Genomic DNA, 16,752 nt, shown 5'->3' on the forward strand with positions numbered 1-16,752 from the left:
TAGGCCTTTGTCGTTTTTAGTAAGGTACTCACATGATCACCACCTCTGTTTCCGAAGCAGCGACCTGTCTAAAAGCTGGACAAGTTCTGGCATATCCTACAGAGGCTGTTTGGGGGCTGGGTTGCGACCCTTATAATGAACAGGCATTTCACCAGATTTTAAAGCTGAAACAGCGCCCGGTTGAAAAAGGCGTTATTTTGTTGGCGGCGCATATTGCTCAGGTGGAACATCTGTTGGGGGAGTTGAGCGAGGAAATGCGTGAAAAGGTGATTGAATCCTGGAGTAATAACCGACCAGCAGAACGTGCAATTACCTGGTTATTACCCGCCCATGATGACATTCCTACCTGGATTAAAGGCCAGCATCCCAAAGTAGCAGTACGGGTCACCAGTCATTCACTATGTGTCGCCCTCTGTCAGGCTTTTGGCGGCTTTATTGTCTCCACCAGTGCCAACCCTGCGGGTCTGGAACCCGCGCGTTCCCTACAAGATGCGATTGGCTATTTTCAGCAGGATTTAAATTATTTAAATGGTGACTTGGGCTTGAGTCAGGAACCAAGCCGGATCATTGATGCCGTTACCGGAGAAATCATTCGAGACTAAAGTCATACCCAAGCTTTAAACTTCATCAAGACCGACTAAAGTTTTAAGACAAAAAAAAGCTCAACCATATAGGGATGGCTGAGCATAAAAAAGGATGTGTATAAATCACATCCAGAGGGTACAAAAAATCTCTGGGAGTCTGATAAAACAAGGATTTTTTTGCTTCATCATTCTCGATGGGCGTATTATGAGAGAAATGCTTCAGAACAACAAGTATATAAAAAATATCATCTAAGACATTTTAACTATTAATAAATAAAAAATTTTAACTTATATTAAAAATATCTTACTCTTTCTATTCTGTTTTTAAAATAAAGCTATATTTTTATTATTGATATAACCCTTCAAAATTACCCATTTAGCAACCAATTTCAATAAAAATCTACTTTTCGTTTGATTGAATTTCAACCAAACGATCTTTTGAGCCACACAAAACAGCTTAGGCCCACCTGATTTTAGGCTGATATTGCGCCAGTAAAATCCCCAGGAGAATAATAGCCCCGCCTATACTATGATAGATGGTCCAGCTTTCAGCCAGCCAGATACTGGCAATAATCGCGGTAAAAACGGGCATCAGGTTCATGAAAATACTGGTCCGGTTGGGACCAATCTGCTGTACAGCCAGCATCCAGACCAGAGGCGCAATCAGCGAAGGAAAAATACCCGCATACAGCACACTGCTCAAGTTGGCAGTATTCAAACTGTCCAGCCCCAACCAGGCAATAAAGGGTAAATGATAGATCAGCGCGAAACCGATCTGGATATACAGACTGATCAATAAAGGGATCTGTAATTGCCACTTCTTCAAAAACACCCCATAAAAGGCGTAGAAAAATACTGCAATCACCATTAGCAGGTCACCCCAATGGGCGCCATTTTGCCACAATGCAGTCAGGTCCCCCTGAGCCATCACATACATCAGACCACAAAACGATAAAATACTGCCGATAATGGCAAAATAATTCGGTATATCTTTTAGAATAAAAAAAGAGACCAGAATGGTAAATATCGGAATAAACGCATTAATTAGCCCCATATTGGTGGCTGTGGTGTAATGTGCCGCGGTATAGGCCAAACCCTGATAAAGCACCATTCCAAATGCGCTCAATACCGCCAACTGTAACCAGTGTTGTCTAACAAGCTGACGTTGCTGCCAGACCTTACTTAACATAAATGGAGTCAGAATGAGAAAGGCAATCAGCCAGCGATAAAAACTGATACTGGCCGGAGAAATCAGGTCAGCTGCATAGCGTGTCACCACAATATTTAATGACCAGATCATGACAGCCAGCACCGGCAAGGCAAATGCCCATGTCGGATTACGCAGATCGCTTGACATTTTTCTCACCTCAACTTATTCAAGCTCTTATTGTTATAGAAGTCTGAAATAATTGAAATACTGAATTTCAGACATCTATACTGTATAGAGGACATCTCGACGGATATTCAGAATAATGCAAAAACCGGACTCTCCTACGCTTGATAGGCTGATTGAGATCAATCAGTTTTTTTATAAAAAAGATGAAGAGGTGGAACCCCACTCTTCCCTGTGGGGGGATTTTAATTTTAGTCTGGATGGTATTTTGGAGCTTCGTACTGAAAAACAGACCTTTCTGGCTCCTCCCAATTATGCCCTGTGGCTACCTCCCCAGACGGAGCATTGTTCTGTTGCGCTGGACCACGGCATCACCCATTTTATCTGCATCAGGATTCATCCCAGCTTATGTGAGCATCTTCCTCAGGACGTTACAACCTTCAGTATCCGGCCTTTTCTGTCTGTCTTGGTCAGGGAAATTCTGGAACACCCTCCTGCTACCGATAAGATGTATGTGCATCTTTTGCAGGTGCTGTTCGACCAAATACTCCAAGCCGAAAGGTATGATGATTATTTACCGCAAAGCCAGCATCCGGTATTGCTTCCCGTCTTGCAGCAGCTTGCAGATCCTATGTTGTTTCAATATGGCTTACATAGCCTGCTCAAGCGATTCAGCCTGAGCGAACGGCAGATTTTACGTTTAAGCCAGCAGGAACTTGGCCTGCCTATTTCTGAATGGCGTAACCGTGCCAAAATTATTTATGCCATTGGACAAATTCGCCAAGGTACTTCCATCAAACGGCTTGCCTATGAGCTGGGTTATCAGCATAGCTCTAGCTTTATCGCCTTTTTCAAACGCTATACCAACCAGACTCCCTCACAAATGCGCTCCTTAAATTAAATATATATCAAATATTTATAATAAAATCTCAGTTCTGCTGTTTTTATCACGTATGATTTTTAAGTATAAAAAGTAAAGCGGTGTCTTGCTGTCTTTAAAGCGTGTTTAAATAAAAAATTGGTTTTTATAAAAACGCTCATCTGCGAAATTTAATCTTACTTTTATACAGGGTACGCTTTGCATGAAAAAATTACTTCTCACCACTGCCTGTATGGTAGGCCTGACACTTGCAGGCTGTAGTAAACCGACTGAGCCAGCTAAATCAGACCACACTCAAAGTACTACAGCGACTGCCTCTTCTACGCCTGCTCCCGCTACTTCAGGCAATATGACAACCAATCAGCATGAAGATATCCGCAATGACTTGAATCATCTGCAAACCCTGACCAACTCCAAGGCAGAAACTGCCATGAATTTTCAAGACCGGATGATGAAAGCCGTACAGGCCAATAACCGTGATCAGATTCAAACTGTCATGAAGGATATGCAGGGCTTCATGACAGAATTTAATCGTGACCTAAAAACACTGTCACTGAAAAGCCAGGAAGTGCATGAACTTCGCAACAAGTTTATTCATTCAAATCAACTAGGACTAGAACTGACACGCCTGAGCACCGAAGCCAAACCAGATGAAGTTAAAATTAAGCAGCTTCAACAACAGGTTATGAATGTACAAAACGATATTATGCGTGATGTACAAGCATTACAGGCCAAAATAAATCCACAACCAGCTCAACCAGCTCAACCAGCTCAACCAGCTCAACCAGCTCAATAATAAACCGGGCAGGTAGCTTCGGCCTGGCCTGCCCTAATCACAACCCCATCTAAAATCACTTGCTGCCTAGCGAGATTCCAGTTAAAAAGAACAGCCTAAAACTTTAATTTATATGCGATAAGGATGCATGCATGACCTCGATTTCCCATATTTCCATTAAAACCATTCAAGGTGAAGAGATAAAGTTAGATCAATTCGCCGGAAAAGTTTTACTGATCGTCAATACCGCTTCCAAGTGCGGCCTGACCCCGCAGTATGAAGGTTTAGAAAAACTCTACCGTGAGAAAAAAGATCAAGGCCTCGAAATATTAGGTTTTCCAGCCAATAATTTTTTAGAACAGGAACCGGGCTCGAATGAAGAAATCCAGCAGTTCTGTTCACTGAACTATGATGTTTCTTTTCCGTTATTTGCTAAAATTTCTGTGGCTGGTCCAGATAAACATCCACTGTATCAAACATTGACAACTGCACAGCCAGAACGTATCGGTGAAGGTCCATGGTGGAAAGACTTGGTGGATTATGGCCTGACCCCAAATGAACCGCCTGAAGTCCTCTGGAACTTTGAAAAGTTTCTGGTCAATAAACAGGGGCAAGTCGTCGCGCGTTTCGCTCCCGACATTACAGCGGATGATCCGCGTATCGTAGATGCGGTGAATGCTGAACTCGCCAAATAACTGCTTACTGATTTTATAAGTATCTATGAGCCTTATAGATACTTATTTTTGAAATCCTTCTCCCCCCTACTCTAGCTTGCCTGATCAAAGCGGCATGTAGCTGAAGATCTGCATAATTCATTCAGCAGGTAAAGCCCCCGTCATCTGTACACTGTATTGTACGACTTAGCTAAATCCTCCCCTGATTTCAGAGTGATCTCTGAGAGCACTTAAAAAAGATTTGTTATGACTTTGCAACAATCTTTTTTATCTCCATAGTTTGTCTCTATATTAACCCCAAGAAATATATCCAGATTGAGATCCTGATTTTATGGCCAAGATACTTGCCAATGCCTTGCTTCCTTTTGCTTTATTTAGTTCGGCTATGGTCTTGTTAGGCTGCGAGCAAGCGGTAGAGCCGCCTGTTCAACCCGATGAGATTACCGCTTCCAAACCAGAGTTAAATTCTGAGCAGCCAGTATCTTCGGAAACAGCAGCTGAACGGAAAAGCGGTAACATGTTTTATATCGTTCGTGATGTGGCAGATATGCAGCTTAAAGCCGGTGATTATGTTGAGCAACTTAAACAGACACAATCTGAGTTACAAACCGCCCTCAATGACCAAGATCAGCTCAAGCTTCAGGCCACTGCCAACGTATTGAAACAACAGCTAAATGGCTTGAATCAAACGCTCAACAGCCTGAATTTAAAGAGCCAAGAGATTGATTCTATTCGCCAAAATATGATACAGGCCAATCAGCAAGTATTGGCTACTCCTTTATTCAAGGGCGACATTGACCTCACCCAGGTCGACTTCAAGAAAATTGAACAGCAGCTAAATAGCGTCCAGCTTGAAATGATTAAACTGGCGGGCATGCTGATTCCGGACAATCAGAAGCAGTCCACTCAGGAAGGTTAATGTCCAGATCGCCTAGCTCCATTCACCTCTAGCAAATGGGGCTGGGCGATTGACTGGCTAAAGCCGCATATCCACCACAATACGACCATCAATTTTGCCATGTGCCATCCGGTCAAAAATATCATTGATATTTTCAAGAGGTTCCACATGAATATGGGCCTTGACCTTACCGTGTGCCGCAATGTCCAGGGCTTCTTTTAAATCCAACCGGGTTCCCACAATAGAACCGCGTACGGTAATACCTTCAAGCACCATATCAAAGATTGACAAGTCAAATGTTCCTGGCGGCAAACCATTTAATACCATGGTTCCACCACGACGAATGATGGCAATCGCCTGTGCAAATGCCTTTGGTGATACAGCAGTGACCAGTACACCATGACAACCTTCTCCGGTCGCTTTCATCACTTCTTCTTTCACATCCACTTTCAGGGCATTAATGGCAACATCTGCACCTAAACTTTTAGCCAGTTCCAGTTTGCTGTCATCTATATCAATGGCTACGATATTAAAACCCATGGCTTTGGCATATTGAACTGCGACATGACCCAAACCGCCAATACCGGAAATGGCCACCCAGTCCCCAGTTTTGGCTTCGGTCATTTTCAGGCCTTTATAAACCGTCACCCCCGCACATAGAATCGGGGCTATTTCCAGCAGGTCGACTCCTTCAGGAATCACTCCCACATAATTGCCATCGGCCAAACAGTATTCAGCAAAACTACCATTCACTGAATAGCCTGAGTTTTGCTGTTGCTTACATAAGGTTTCCCAGCCAGCATAGCAATGATCACAGTGCCCACAGGCAGAATACAGCCACGGAACACCCACAATATCACCCACCTTTAAGTGCTCAATACCTGCACCCACTTCAACCACTTCACCCACGCCTTCATGCCCGGGAATAAAGGGTAAAGTCGGTTTGACCGGCCAATCACCGTGTACCGCATGCAAATCGGTATGACAAACACCCGTGGCGATAATTTTCATTAATACCTTACCGGGCGCAATTTTCGGAATTTCCACCTCTTGGATTTGCAGCGGCTGATTAAATTCAGTGACTACCGCCGCTTTCATTGTCGTTTTCATATTTATTTTCTCCCAATTACTCATATCAAGGAGCCAACATTTTTAAGCGCTCTTTCTTCACTATATCGAATAATAAATAGCCAATAGTTAGAGATTTGTAGAAAATTTGCGCACTTCCAAATATGATTATCAGAAAGAAAAATACCGGGAGAGGACTGAAAAACTTAAAGCAGCGGGAGAACACGCCTCTACTGCAAAACACTGGATTGCCAAGATTAAGACTAAAAAATGTTGTGGTTTAATATTTTAAATGGATTCTAAAATTTAATACCAACTGAATTGTTAAGAGGACTATCAAGCCCAGCTTTCTACGCCAAGTATTCCCTCAGCTGTCAAAAATTACAGGTATCTAACCAGAATCAAGCTTTGGATCAAACTTTAAGGTCAATATTGTCAGAAATAGACAATGGCCTCGTGAGCTTATTGCTCGATAAAATTTTATTCTGCTTTTTGAGTGTTACGCCAGGCTTTAAATGCCGCCTGCATGGCATGCTGTTGATAAGGCTTGACCACACGACTTTCGAGAGTTGAAAAATCGCCTTTATAGACCAGATCCACCACCGATTTTGCCAGTTCCCGAATGCTGACACTACCTCGATGTTCATATTGCAAGATTTCTTGTGGTGTCAACGCCACATCCCAGCAAGACAGTGCGGAACCCAGATCTACCGCGATACTGAGGTAATAATGAGCATCATCCTGATAGAGTTCCCAAAAGTGGGGTTCATGAGCAATAAGGTTCATATCAATTCATTAAGCAAATGATGGACTTAATATATTACATGAGCTGAATGAGAAGCTATGCAACTTTAGAGAGTATTTCTAGCCTTGCTTTCTAGGGGGAAGGCATAAAAAAACCACCCTTTCGGGTGGTCTTTTCAATCTCAAACCGACAATTACATTGCGCGGTTTTTGATTTTGCGGATCGTTTCCAGCTGAGCAGCAGTTTCTGCAAGAGCAGCCAAAGCAGCAGCAGCATCCAAATCGCTCTTTTGATTGGCCAGCAATTGTTCAGCGTGTTTACGCGCTTCAATAATTGCCGCTTCATCCAAGTTTTCTGCACGGACTGCTGTATCAGCAAGAACCGTAACAACATGCGGTTGAACTTCTAGAATACCACCAGATACATAGATCAACTCTTCTGTACCATTTTCCAAAATAACGCGGATCGCGCCAGGTTGGAGCAAAGTTACTAGCGGTGCATGACCAGGCATAATACCCAGCTCACCACCAGCACCTTTTGCAATTAGCATCGTCACAGTGCCTGAGTACAAAGACTCCTGAACACTTACAACATCACATTGCATAGTCGCCATGAGAATCTCCTAAATTAGAGTAGCTAATTAAAGTTTCTCGGCTTTAGCAATCACTTCGTCAATACCACCAACCATATAGAACGCTTGTTCTGGAATGTGATCGTATTCACCAGCTAGAAGACCTTTAAAGCCACGAATCGTTTCTTTAAGCGGTACAAGTTTACCAGGCGCGCCAGTAAATACTTCAGCTACGTGGAACGGTTGCGAGAAGAAACGCTGGATCTTACGTGCACGGTATACAGTAAGTTTGTCTTCTTCTGACAATTCGTCCATACCAAGAATCGCGATGATGTCTTTCAATTCTTTATAACGTTGTAAAACGTTTTGAACTGAACGAGCAATCTCGTAGTGCTCTTGACCAACGACCAGTGGATCTAACTGACGTGAAGTTGAGTCTAGTGGATCGATCGCTGGATAAATACCAGAAGATGCGATGTCACGGCTCAATACAACAGTTGCGTCCAAGTGAGCAAACGTTGTCGCAGGCGACGGGTCAGTCAAGTCATCGGCAGGTACGTATACCGCTTGGATTGACGTAATCGAACCAGACTTAGTCGATGTAATACGTTCCTGAAGAACACCCATCTCTTCTGCAAGAGTAGGCTGATAACCTACTGCAGATGGCATACGGCCTAGAAGTGCTGATACTTCAGTACCCGCTAGTGTATAACGATAGATGTTATCTACGAACAAGAGTACGTCACGACCTTTACCGTTTTCGTCTTTCTCGTCACGGAAATATTCAGCCATGGTCAAACCAGTCAACGCTACGCGTAAACGGTTACCTGGTGGCTCGTTCATCTGACCGTAGACCATTGCTACTTTGTCTAGAACGTTAGAATCTTTCATTTCGTGATAGAAGTCGTTACCTTCACGAGTACGCTCACCAACACCAGCAAACACAGATAAACCTGAGTGTGCTTTCGCGATGTTGTTGATCAGTTCCATCATGTTTACAGTTTTACCAACACCGGCACCACCGAACAGACCAACTTTACCACCTTTCGCGAACGGGCATAGCAAGTCGATGACTTTAATACCAGTTTCTAAAAGGTCAGTAGAAGCTGCTTGTTCTGCATAAGAAGGCGCTTGACGGTGAATTGGTAAACGCTCTTCAGTCGCAACCGGACCAGCTTCGTCGATTGGGCGACCAAGAACGTCCATGATACGGCCTAGAGTTGCTGTACCTACTGGTACAGAAATCGGCGCGTTAGTATTCGTTACGTTCAAACCACGCTTAAGGCCTTCAGTAGAACCCATTGCAATAGTACGAACTACGCCATCACCAAGCTGTTGCTGAACTTCTAAAGTAGTTTCAGTACCATCTACTTGGAGAGCGTCATAGATCTTAGGAACGCTGTTGCGTTCAAACTCGACGTCGATAACCGCGCCGATGATCTGAATGATACGACCGCTATTCATTGCTGTCTCCTCAATTCAAAATAATGTTAAACGGCAGCGGCACCACCAACGATCTCAGAAATTTCCTGAGTAATCGCGGCTTGACGCAGCTTGTTATAAATAAGTTGCAGGCTCTTAATGATCTCGCCTGCGTTGTCTGTCGCTGCTTTCATAGCGACCATACGTGCAGACTGCTCACATGCGATGTTTTCAATCACACCTTGATACACCACAGACTCGATATAGCGAACCAACAAACCATTTAAAAGCTCTTCAGCTTCAGGTTCGTAGATATAGTCCCAACCGTATTGACGGTTAAGATTCTTGTCTTCTTCAGCAGCTGCCAAAGGAACAAGTTGTTCGATCTTTTGATTTTGAGTCATGGCATTGACAAAGCCGTTTGATACCAGATAAATACGATCTAACTCGCCTTTATCATAAGCATCCAACATCACCTGTACAGAACCAGATAACTGCTCAAGACTCGGTGTATCGCCTACGTTTGTAGTCGCACCCAGCACTTTACCGCCGTAGTTTTTAAAAAAAGAAACCGCTTTTTGACCAATTAAAGCAAATTGAACTTCAATTGACTGCTCTTGTTGCTGCTGGACGTGTTTAACCACTTTCTTGAACAGGTTAATGTTCAAACCACCAGCCAGGCCACGATCTGAAGACACAATGATATAGCCAACGCGCTTAACCGGGCGGTCTACCATATAACGGTGTTTGTATTCAGGATTCGCTTGAACCAAGTGAGCAATTACACGGTGCATATTTTCGGCATACGGACGGCCTTGAGCCATGCGCTCTTGCGCACGACGCATCTTAGAAGCTGCTACCATTTGCATCGCGCGAGTAATTTTCTGCGTGCTCTTGATACTAGCTACTTTGGCGCGAATTTCTTTTAAATTTGCCATACGCTTAACCTAGTATTCGAAAGCCCTTGCGAGCTTCCGAAGGTTGATTCCGTGAACCAAACCAATACTAAATTCAACAAGGTTGAAAATTAGTAAGTTTGAGTCGCTTTAAAGCTTTCAATACCTGCTTTGATTGCAGCTTCGATGTCTTTGTTATAATCACCAGTGTCATCGATTTTTTGCATTAACGCAGCATGCTCTGAACGGAAGTAAGAAATTAACGCAGCATCAAAGTCTACGATTTTCTTCACTTCAACATCAGCCATGTAGCCTTCGTTAGAGGCATAAATTGAAACAGCCTGGTCAGCAATTGAGTATGGAGCATATTGTTTTTGCTTCATTAACTCAGTTACACGTTGACCATGTTCAAGTTGCTTACGAGTTGCTTCGTCAAGGTCAGAAGCGAACTGAGCAAACGCTGCCAATTCACGGTATTGTGCTAAAGCGGTACGGATACCACCAGACAATTTCTTGATGATCTTAGTTTGCGCTGAACCACCTACACGAGATACAGAGATACCCGCGTTCACAGCAGGACGGATACCTGAGTTGAACAGAGATGTTTCAAGGAAGATCTGACCATCAGTAATCGAAATTACGTTTGTCGGTACGAATGCAGATACGTCACCTGCTTGAGTTTCAATAATTGGCAATGCAGTTAGAGAACCAGTCTGGCCTTTAACTTCACCATTAGTGAATTTCTCAACATAGTCAGCAGATACACGAGAAGCACGTTCAAGTAGACGCGAGTGTAGATAGAACACGTCACCTGGATATGCTTCACGACCTGGCGGACGACGAAGAAGCAATGAGATTTGACGGTAAGCCACTGCTTGCTTAGACAAGTCATCATAGATGATCAGTGCATCTTCACCGCGGTCACGGAAGTATTCACCCATTGTACAGCCAGAGTACGGAGCCAGATACAGCATTGCTGCTGGATCAGCTGCAGCAGCTGCTACAACAGTGGTATACGCCATCGCGCCAGTTTCTTCCAGCTTGCGTACTACGTTGGCAATCGTCGATTGTTTCTGACCGATTGCTACATAGATACATTTAATGCCAGAGTTTTTCTGAGCGATGATCGCATCGATCGCCATAGCTGTTTTACCAGTCTGACGGTCACCAATGATCAACTCACGCTGACCACGGCCGATTGGAATCATTGTATCTACTGATTTATAACCAGTTTGTACAGGCTGATCCACTGATTGACGCCAAATTACGCCTGGTGCAACTTTTTCTACTGCATCAGTTAATTTCGCATCGATCGGGCCTTTACCATCAATCGGGTTACCCAAAGCATCGACAACACGGCCTAGAAGTTCAGGACCAACCGGAACTTCTAATACGCGACCTGTACAACGCGCTTTTTGGCCTTCTTGAAGGCTTAAGTAGTTACCTAAAACAACGACGCCCACTGAATCCTGTTCTAGGTTCAGTGCCATACCGTATAAGCCGCCGTCGAATTCGATCATTTCACCGTACATTGCATCAGCAAGGCCGTGAATACGCACAATACCGTCGGAAACCATAACAATGGTTCCTTCGTTCTTAGCGGTCGCGCTGGTGTCCAGATCGCCGATACGCTGTTTAATGAGCGCACTGATCTCGGATGGATTCAGTTGTTGCATTGCGCTATACCTCAATCTTTTTAAAGTTCAGTCTTCTTATATGCAATTAAGCCAGAAGACGAGTACGCATTTTTTCAAGCTTGTTAAGCGCAGAATCATCTATCACTTGGTCGCCTGCACGAATAACTACACCAGCAATAAGCTCTGGTTTTACTTCTACAGAAACATTTACCGCAGCTTCGAATTTTTTCTCGAGCGCTTGCGCTAACGTTTGTTCTTGTACAGAAGTTAATGGGAATGCTGATTCAATTACAACATCCACAGTATTGTTATTCTGTGATTTGAGCTGTTCATATTCTGCAGCAATTTCAGGAAGCAGAGTCAGACGGTCATTTTCTGCAAGCAATGTCAAAAAGTTAGACACTGCTGCGGTCTGATCTTCACCTAAAATTTTAGCAAAAAGAGCCACCTGCTCGGCAGGTGTAAGCTCAGGGCGATTTAGATAAGCTGAAAATGCTTCGTCTTGCACCGCAGCACTGAGCACTTCAAGTACAGTTGACCATGAGTCAGTTGCACTCTGCTCAGAAGCATAAGCAAATGCTGCCTTAGCGTAAGGGCGTGCCAACGTCAAGAGTTCAGCCATAATCCGCCTCTCTTAAAGTTTAGCAGCCAGCTGAGTCAGCATGGCATTGTGAGCTTCTGCATCAACTTGTTGGCTCAGAATTTTCTCTGCACCCGTCACTGCAAGAGCAGCAACTTGTTGACGTAATTCTTCGCGAGCAGAATTGATTTCTGTATCAACAGCTTCTTTTGCTTGTTGACGAATACGCTCACCTTCCGCAGATGCTTGGGTACGAGCTTCTTCTACCAATTGCGCTGCACGACGGTTCGCTTGTTCGATCAATTGAGCCGCTTGTGCCTTTGCTGCATCTAACTCAGCTTTCACTTGTGCTTGCGCGTCTGCAAGGTCAGCTTTCGCTTTTTCAGCAGCATTTAAGCCATCAGCAATTTTACGCTGACGTTCACTAATCGCATTGATTAGTGGTGGCCAAACGAATTTCATGCAGAATGCGACAAAAATCGCAAACGCAATCGCTTGGCCAAACAATGTGAGGTTGATATTCATTGCAAATTCCTCAAATAGTGAATTTCGGAATTAAGCTGATTAACCTACAAATGGATTAGCGAAGATGAAGAACAAGCCAATACCAACACCGATCATAGGTACAGCATCAAGAAGACCCGCGATTAAGAACATACGAGTTTGAAGCTGTGGAGCCAATTCTGGTTGACGAGCTACTGCTTCAAGGAAGCGGCCGCCTAGAAGACCAAAACCAATCGCAGTACCTAAAGCACCGAAAGCGATCAAAATAGCAGATGCAATTGCAACTAGACCTAAAGTGAGTTCCATGATAATTCCTCAGAGGTTAGGTTTATACCCAATTAAATTAAAAATTGTACCTAACCATCTTATGACAGTTAGGCAATTAACATTAATGCTTTTCGCTTGCCATGCTTAGATAAACAATGGTTAGCATCATAAAGATAAATGCTTGCAGGGTGATAATCAGAATATGGAAAATCGCCCAAGGCACAGACAATGCCCACTGGATCCAGAACGGTAATAATGCGATCAAGATGAAGATCAACTCACCCGCATACATGTTACCGAACAGTCGTAGAGCCAATGAAACTGGTCTCGCCAAGAAAGTGGTTAATTCCAGCAACAAGTTGAATGGAATTAAAAGCACTTTAGCAACTGGATTCTTTGGATTGAACGGATTCAGTGCCAACTCACCAACAAAGCCTCCAATACCCTTTTCGCGGATACTGTAGAATAAGATCAGGAAGAATACAGAAATTGACATACCTAAGGTAACGTTTGGATCTGTAGTCGGAACAATCTTAAAGTAAACTTGATGAGGATCTACACCAAGCATCGAACCAATCAACTGCTGAGCTGTATAAGGAATAAAGTCAACAGGGATTAAGTCCATCAAGTTCATGAGGAAAATCCACACGAAAATAGTTAATGCCAATGGTGCAATCAGACGTGACTTACCGTGGAAGGTGTCACGTACACTTGAATCTACAAACTCGATAATCATTTCAATTGCAGACTGGAACTTGGTCGGAACACCAGAGTTTGCAGCTTTCGCCACGACCCAGAACAGCAAACAGAAAATCAGACCCAGCCCGATAGACCAACCCATTGAATCCAAGTGAATAGCAGTGAACCCCATCTGTTGAGCTTCAGCACCGCTCTCGGCCAACTTCCATGTACCGTCCGGCATTTTGCCGTAGGTCATATTGGTCAAGTGATGCTTGATATACTCGGTCGAAGTAAGGGCATGTTCTTCAGCAGCCATAAATCACACCTGGTCAATGTCAAAAAACTAATAGAACAAGCGAACATCGCGTGCTGCTTGATATCTCGCCTGCTCAAAAAAAACTTTTCAATTTTTTGTTGTGCTTAAACTCGTTTTTGTAGACGTGACACCCAAAACGGAGCGACCCACGACATGGCCTGAACGAGCATAAAACCACAAAACAACGCCACCGCTGACAACGGCTTAACATTGCCTAAAATTAAAATGAAGCCAACAATCACGATTGCAAACTTGCCCATCATACCTTTATACATGTTCGAAAGAACCTGTTTAGAGGCACGAGCTCCCGCTGTCCGAAACGATTGCCATGAAAAATAACAGGTCGCAAGCCAACAGACGAACGCCCCTAAAGCGGCACTCAAGGCTGCGGTTGAGTCTTTCACGACCCAGCCGATCAAGGCTGAAACAGGGATCATACACGCTTGTAAGAGGACTAAAGCTTTCGCTAATCGTCGGTCAATCAAGCGACTAGTTCGGCTCATTATTTATTCACTCACTGCAAGCATGCTTGACAAGTTTAGCTGATGATTATTTTTAATCGCAGGCATTATAGAGTTACACCCCTGAACATGCAATCTTTTCCCGACCTTAGTCGTGTTTTTTTCCACAGGCCAAATGCTGGCAAACTAATCAAAACTTGTCTATTTTTTAAATCATTAGCGCGCACTTAACACGCAGTTCTGGGTTTGTCCAGCCAATTTCTGCCAGCCCTGTATAAAGTCCCCTACCCCATTCATGCTTTCATCCACCGTCTGAAAGACAATTGGCTGGAGTTTACGGTACTGACTTTTTCCGGCATGTGCTTCGGCCAGCAGGCACATTTTGGGTTGTGGACGGTGATCATGCAGGAACTTGATCTGTGCCATGGTCGGTGCCACATGCGGATCATCGGTCATGGCGCCCATGAACTTGAGGTTCAGCGGACGTTCCAGATACTGATAGGCATCGTGATAGGCCCAATAAGGACGGGCTTTGCTGACAGAGTGGTAACGCTGGGCTGTGGCCAACATGTTTTGCGCAAAGTCACGTGCATTGTTCCAGTAAATTTCACGATATTGCGGTAATTGCTGGGAACGCAAGGCCGCAATAAAGAAACCGATACGGACTGCATTATTCGGATCCAGCCAGACATGGGTATCGACCGTCTCCTTTAAGGCAGCACCTTTAGGATTACGCATCGGCAAGATACTCAGGATCCCTGATTCCAAAAGAGCGATACTTTTTTTATTGTCCAGCACTTTGGACAGCGGCGCTTCATGGGCCTGTCCCAGCCAGATCACCAGTCCGGCATCTTGAATGGTTTTACGGTGTGCCGGAGTCAGACTGACATCATGACCACTTTGATTGGCCAGTAATAAGGTTGGCTGCTCCGCCCCCTGGGTAATTTTCTTGGCAATCAGATAAATGGGCTGCGTCGAAACCACCAGACTTTGTGACCAGCTGAATGTGCTGAATAAAGCCAGACTACACAGGGCAAGGAAACGGAACATGAGTAGAACTCACCTAAAAACGAGGAAATTGTTAAGTGTTATAATATAACAAAATAGCAAAAATACCTATGCCTGATCGAAACTCCAGGTACTTCATGCTAAGATTTGAAATCTTTTTAATTTTCAGTTTCGCACTTGAGGTGAACTATGGGTTCATGTTCGCACGAGCACCACAACGCATTGCATGGCGTGCACGATCATTCAAATGTCGAGCGCCGTCTTGCAGAAGCGGAAAGTATTTGTGCAGCAACTGGAGCACGACTGACGCCGCTGCGCAAAGAAGTGCTGGAACTCATCCTGAAGGCGAGCGGCCCTATGGGCGCCTATGATCTACTGGCACAAATGAAAAATGCCAGTGACCGTCCTGCTGCACCGCCTACCGTCTATCGTACCCTCGACTTTCTATTAGAAAAAGGCTTTATTCATCGCCTGACTTCTATTAATGCCTATATTCCCTGCTGTCATCCGCGTGAAGGTCACCAGGCTGCCTTTTTAATTTGTACGGCGTGTAAGGCCGTCAAAGAAGCTTCTGCACAGGATCTGCTGAATCAGCTAGATGCTCTGGCCGCCTCTGATGGTTTTAGCTCACACCACAGTATTATCGAGATTTCAGGAACCTGTCAGCAGTGCCAGAACAAAGCATGAGCTCCGATCCTCTGATCCAACTTTCGAATATTTGGGTCAATATTGATGAGCGCGACATTTTAAAAGCCGTAGACTTTTCTTTACAAGAGAGAGAAATTGTCACGCTGATTGGTCCGAATGGTGCAGGTAAATCTACCTTAATTAAAGTCATGCTCGGAATTGTAAAACCACAATCCGGTAAGGTACTGAGCAGCCGGAGCTTAAAATTTGCCTATGTACCACAAAAATTCAATCCATCGCACAGTCTGCCTTTACGTGTCAAAGATTTACTGGCTCTAGAAAAATGTCCAGCCAAAGTTAAAGCAGAAATTATTCGTGATACAGGCATCAGCAAGCTGGAAAATTCCAAGGTGCAGCAATTGTCAGGTGGGGAACGGCAACGTGTATTACTGGCACGCGCCCTGCTGCGCCAACCGGATATTCTGGTTTTAGATGAACCGATGCAAGGTTTGGACATTCAGTCTGAAGCAGAACTGTATGACTATGTACGCAGTCTGCCAGAAAAATATGGCTGTGCCATTTTGATGGTGTCGCATGACTTACAATGGGTGATGCAAGGGACCACGCGTGTCGTCTGTTTAAATAAACATATTTGCTGTAGCGGCTCTCCAGACACGGTACAGCAGCACCCTGAATACCAGGCCATTTTTGGTAGTAACCGGGTATTCTATCAACACCATCACGAGCACTGCGCGCATGGTGATTCGGCCATCCCCTGCCAACAGGACCCTCGTCCACATATTCACCCCGAGCCGGAAGCTTAAA

General features: G+C 44.3%; 20 protein-coding genes. 7 read left to right on the forward strand and 13 right to left on the reverse strand.

Going from position 1 to position 16,752, the window contains the following annotated elements:
* Positions 1-32 precede the first annotated feature (32 nt).
* On the forward strand, positions 33-602 hold the full coding sequence (locus tag E5Y90_RS13050; protein ID WP_151204699.1) for a Sua5/YciO/YrdC/YwlC family protein: 570 nt from the start codon (positions 33-35) through the stop codon (positions 600-602).
* Between the two features lie 439 nt (positions 603-1,041).
* Here the strand turns inward: E5Y90_RS13050 and E5Y90_RS13055 are convergent, their stop codons facing one another.
* Positions 1,042-1,941, reverse strand: coding sequence for a DMT family transporter (locus tag E5Y90_RS13055; protein WP_174660414.1), 900 nt, complete (start codon positions 1,939-1,941; stop codon positions 1,042-1,044).
* Between the two features lie 115 nt (positions 1,942-2,056).
* On the opposite strand from E5Y90_RS13055, the gene E5Y90_RS13060 reads away from it, so the two are divergent.
* The 4 genes from E5Y90_RS13060 (at position 2,057) to E5Y90_RS13075 (ending at position 5,165) form a co-directional block, all read left to right on the forward strand.
* Positions 2,057-2,818, forward strand: a complete 762-nt coding sequence (locus E5Y90_RS13060) for an AraC family transcriptional regulator (protein ID WP_174660415.1) — start codon at positions 2,057-2,059, stop codon at positions 2,816-2,818.
* Positions 2,819-2,999: 181 nt separating this feature from the next.
* Positions 3,000-3,593, forward strand: a complete 594-nt coding sequence (locus tag E5Y90_RS13065; protein ID WP_174660416.1) for a viral A-type inclusion protein — start codon at positions 3,000-3,002, stop codon at positions 3,591-3,593.
* 131 nt (positions 3,594-3,724) lie between these two features.
* The gene (locus E5Y90_RS13070) at positions 3,725-4,267 is read left to right on the forward strand and encodes a glutathione peroxidase (protein ID WP_174660417.1); all 543 of its coding nucleotides are present in this window, start codon (positions 3,725-3,727) and stop codon (positions 4,265-4,267) included.
* A gap of 310 nt (positions 4,268-4,577) precedes the next feature.
* Complete coding sequence (locus E5Y90_RS13075; RefSeq protein ID WP_151206865.1) at positions 4,578-5,165, forward strand: hypothetical protein; 588 nt, start codon at positions 4,578-4,580, stop codon at positions 5,163-5,165.
* Between the two features lie 57 nt (positions 5,166-5,222).
* Here the strand turns inward: E5Y90_RS13075 and adhP are convergent, their stop codons facing one another.
* The 12 genes from adhP to E5Y90_RS13135 all read right to left on the reverse strand — a co-directional run bounded on the left by adhP (position 5,223) and on the right by E5Y90_RS13135 (position 15,342).
* Positions 5,223-6,254 carry an alcohol dehydrogenase AdhP gene (gene adhP, locus E5Y90_RS13080; protein WP_174660418.1) on the reverse strand — a complete coding sequence of 344 codons (1,032 nt, stop codon included), beginning with the start codon at positions 6,252-6,254 and terminating at the stop codon, positions 5,223-5,225.
* Between the two features lie 438 nt (positions 6,255-6,692).
* Complete coding sequence (locus E5Y90_RS13085) at positions 6,693-6,998, reverse strand: hypothetical protein (RefSeq protein ID WP_174660419.1); 306 nt, start codon at positions 6,996-6,998, stop codon at positions 6,693-6,695.
* 152 nt (positions 6,999-7,150) lie between these two features.
* Complete coding sequence (locus E5Y90_RS13090; RefSeq protein ID WP_151204707.1) at positions 7,151-7,570, reverse strand: F0F1 ATP synthase subunit epsilon; 420 nt, start codon at positions 7,568-7,570, stop codon at positions 7,151-7,153.
* Positions 7,571-7,597: 27 nt separating this feature from the next.
* Positions 7,598-8,992 carry a F0F1 ATP synthase subunit beta gene (gene atpD, locus E5Y90_RS13095; protein ID WP_174660420.1) on the reverse strand — a complete coding sequence of 465 codons (1,395 nt, stop codon included), beginning with the start codon at positions 8,990-8,992 and terminating at the stop codon, positions 7,598-7,600.
* Between the two features lie 26 nt (positions 8,993-9,018).
* Complete coding sequence (gene atpG, locus E5Y90_RS13100) at positions 9,019-9,888, reverse strand: F0F1 ATP synthase subunit gamma (protein ID WP_151204709.1); 870 nt, start codon at positions 9,886-9,888, stop codon at positions 9,019-9,021.
* 89 nt (positions 9,889-9,977) lie between these two features.
* Positions 9,978-11,522: a F0F1 ATP synthase subunit alpha gene (gene atpA / locus E5Y90_RS13105; protein ID WP_151204710.1), complete on the reverse strand. Its 1,545-nt coding sequence runs from the start codon at positions 11,520-11,522 to the stop codon at positions 9,978-9,980.
* Positions 11,523-11,568: 46 nt separating this feature from the next.
* On the reverse strand, positions 11,569-12,105 hold the full coding sequence (locus tag E5Y90_RS13110; protein ID WP_151204711.1) for a F0F1 ATP synthase subunit delta: 537 nt from the start codon (positions 12,103-12,105) through the stop codon (positions 11,569-11,571).
* Positions 12,106-12,117: 12 nt separating this feature from the next.
* The gene (locus tag E5Y90_RS13115) at positions 12,118-12,588 is read right to left on the reverse strand and encodes a F0F1 ATP synthase subunit B (RefSeq protein WP_151204712.1); all 471 of its coding nucleotides are present in this window, start codon (positions 12,586-12,588) and stop codon (positions 12,118-12,120) included.
* Between the two features lie 39 nt (positions 12,589-12,627).
* Entirely contained in the window at positions 12,628-12,873 is a 246-nt protein-coding gene (atpE, locus tag E5Y90_RS13120) for a F0F1 ATP synthase subunit C (RefSeq protein ID WP_000424060.1), read from the reverse strand.
* An 82-nt stretch (positions 12,874-12,955) separates the two neighbouring features.
* Positions 12,956-13,831: a F0F1 ATP synthase subunit A gene (atpB, locus tag E5Y90_RS13125; protein WP_151204713.1), complete on the reverse strand. Its 876-nt coding sequence runs from the start codon at positions 13,829-13,831 to the stop codon at positions 12,956-12,958.
* A 104-nt stretch (positions 13,832-13,935) separates the two neighbouring features.
* Positions 13,936-14,334, reverse strand: a complete 399-nt coding sequence (locus E5Y90_RS13130; RefSeq protein WP_151204714.1) for an ATP synthase subunit I — start codon at positions 14,332-14,334, stop codon at positions 13,936-13,938.
* Between the two features lie 174 nt (positions 14,335-14,508).
* Positions 14,509-15,342: a metal ABC transporter solute-binding protein, Zn/Mn family gene (locus E5Y90_RS13135; protein ID WP_174660421.1), complete on the reverse strand. Its 834-nt coding sequence runs from the start codon at positions 15,340-15,342 to the stop codon at positions 14,509-14,511.
* A 147-nt stretch (positions 15,343-15,489) separates the two neighbouring features.
* Here E5Y90_RS13135 and E5Y90_RS13140 point away from each other — a divergent pair, with 147 nt between their 5' ends.
* The gene (locus tag E5Y90_RS13140; RefSeq protein WP_151206868.1) at positions 15,490-15,987 is read left to right on the forward strand and encodes a transcriptional repressor; all 498 of its coding nucleotides are present in this window, start codon (positions 15,490-15,492) and stop codon (positions 15,985-15,987) included.
* The gene (gene znuC / locus E5Y90_RS13145) at positions 15,984-16,751 is read left to right on the forward strand and encodes a zinc ABC transporter ATP-binding protein ZnuC (protein ID WP_151205306.1); all 768 of its coding nucleotides are present in this window, start codon (positions 15,984-15,986) and stop codon (positions 16,749-16,751) included. The genes E5Y90_RS13140 and znuC overlap by 4 nt, the downstream gene beginning before the upstream one ends.
* Position 16,752: the final 1 nt, after the last annotated feature.

Origin of the sequence: Acinetobacter sp. 10FS3-1, from assembly GCF_013343215.1 — a bacterium.
GTDB lineage: Bacteria > Pseudomonadota > Gammaproteobacteria > Pseudomonadales > Moraxellaceae > Acinetobacter > Acinetobacter lwoffii_C.

Excerpts from the sequence above, each read along its gene's own strand:
- E5Y90_RS13140 (WP_151206868.1), top strand. The coding sequence starts at position 15,490 with ATGGGTTCATGTTCGCACGAGCACCACAACGCATTGCATGGCGTGCAC.
- E5Y90_RS13085 (WP_174660419.1), bottom strand. The coding sequence starts at position 6,998 with ATGAACCTTATTGCTCATGAACCCCACTTTTGGGAACTCTATCAGGAT.
- E5Y90_RS13110 (WP_151204711.1), bottom strand. The coding sequence starts at position 12,105 with ATGGCTGAACTCTTGACGTTGGCACGCCCTTACGCTAAGGCAGCATTT.
- E5Y90_RS13090 (WP_151204707.1), bottom strand. The coding sequence starts at position 7,570 with ATGGCGACTATGCAATGTGATGTTGTAAGTGTTCAGGAGTCTTTGTAC.
- atpB (WP_151204713.1), bottom strand. The coding sequence starts at position 13,831 with ATGGCTGCTGAAGAACATGCCCTTACTTCGACCGAGTATATCAAGCAT.
- atpA (WP_151204710.1), bottom strand. The coding sequence starts at position 11,522 with ATGCAACAACTGAATCCATCCGAGATCAGTGCGCTCATTAAACAGCGT.
- E5Y90_RS13065 (WP_174660416.1), top strand. The coding sequence starts at position 3,000 with ATGAAAAAATTACTTCTCACCACTGCCTGTATGGTAGGCCTGACACTT.
- E5Y90_RS13135 (WP_174660421.1), bottom strand. The coding sequence starts at position 15,342 with ATGTTCCGTTTCCTTGCCCTGTGTAGTCTGGCTTTATTCAGCACATTC.
- E5Y90_RS13075 (WP_151206865.1), top strand. The coding sequence starts at position 4,578 with ATGGCCAAGATACTTGCCAATGCCTTGCTTCCTTTTGCTTTATTTAGT.
- E5Y90_RS13130 (WP_151204714.1), bottom strand. The coding sequence starts at position 14,334 with ATGAGCCGAACTAGTCGCTTGATTGACCGACGATTAGCGAAAGCTTTA.
- atpD (WP_174660420.1), bottom strand. The coding sequence starts at position 8,992 with ATGAATAGCGGTCGTATCATTCAGATCATCGGCGCGGTTATCGACGTC.
- adhP (WP_174660418.1), bottom strand. The coding sequence starts at position 6,254 with ATGAAAACGACAATGAAAGCGGCGGTAGTCACTGAATTTAATCAGCCG.
- E5Y90_RS13050 (WP_151204699.1), top strand. The coding sequence starts at position 33 with ATGATCACCACCTCTGTTTCCGAAGCAGCGACCTGTCTAAAAGCTGGA.
- znuC (WP_151205306.1), top strand. The coding sequence starts at position 15,984 with ATGAGCTCCGATCCTCTGATCCAACTTTCGAATATTTGGGTCAATATT.
- E5Y90_RS13115 (WP_151204712.1), bottom strand. The coding sequence starts at position 12,588 with ATGAATATCAACCTCACATTGTTTGGCCAAGCGATTGCGTTTGCGATT.
- E5Y90_RS13070 (WP_174660417.1), top strand. The coding sequence starts at position 3,725 with ATGACCTCGATTTCCCATATTTCCATTAAAACCATTCAAGGTGAAGAG.
- atpE (WP_000424060.1), bottom strand. The coding sequence starts at position 12,873 with ATGGAACTCACTTTAGGTCTAGTTGCAATTGCATCTGCTATTTTGATC.
- E5Y90_RS13060 (WP_174660415.1), top strand. The coding sequence starts at position 2,057 with ATGCAAAAACCGGACTCTCCTACGCTTGATAGGCTGATTGAGATCAAT.
- atpG (WP_151204709.1), bottom strand. The coding sequence starts at position 9,888 with ATGGCAAATTTAAAAGAAATTCGCGCCAAAGTAGCTAGTATCAAGAGC.
- E5Y90_RS13055 (WP_174660414.1), bottom strand. The coding sequence starts at position 1,941 with ATGTCAAGCGATCTGCGTAATCCGACATGGGCATTTGCCTTGCCGGTG.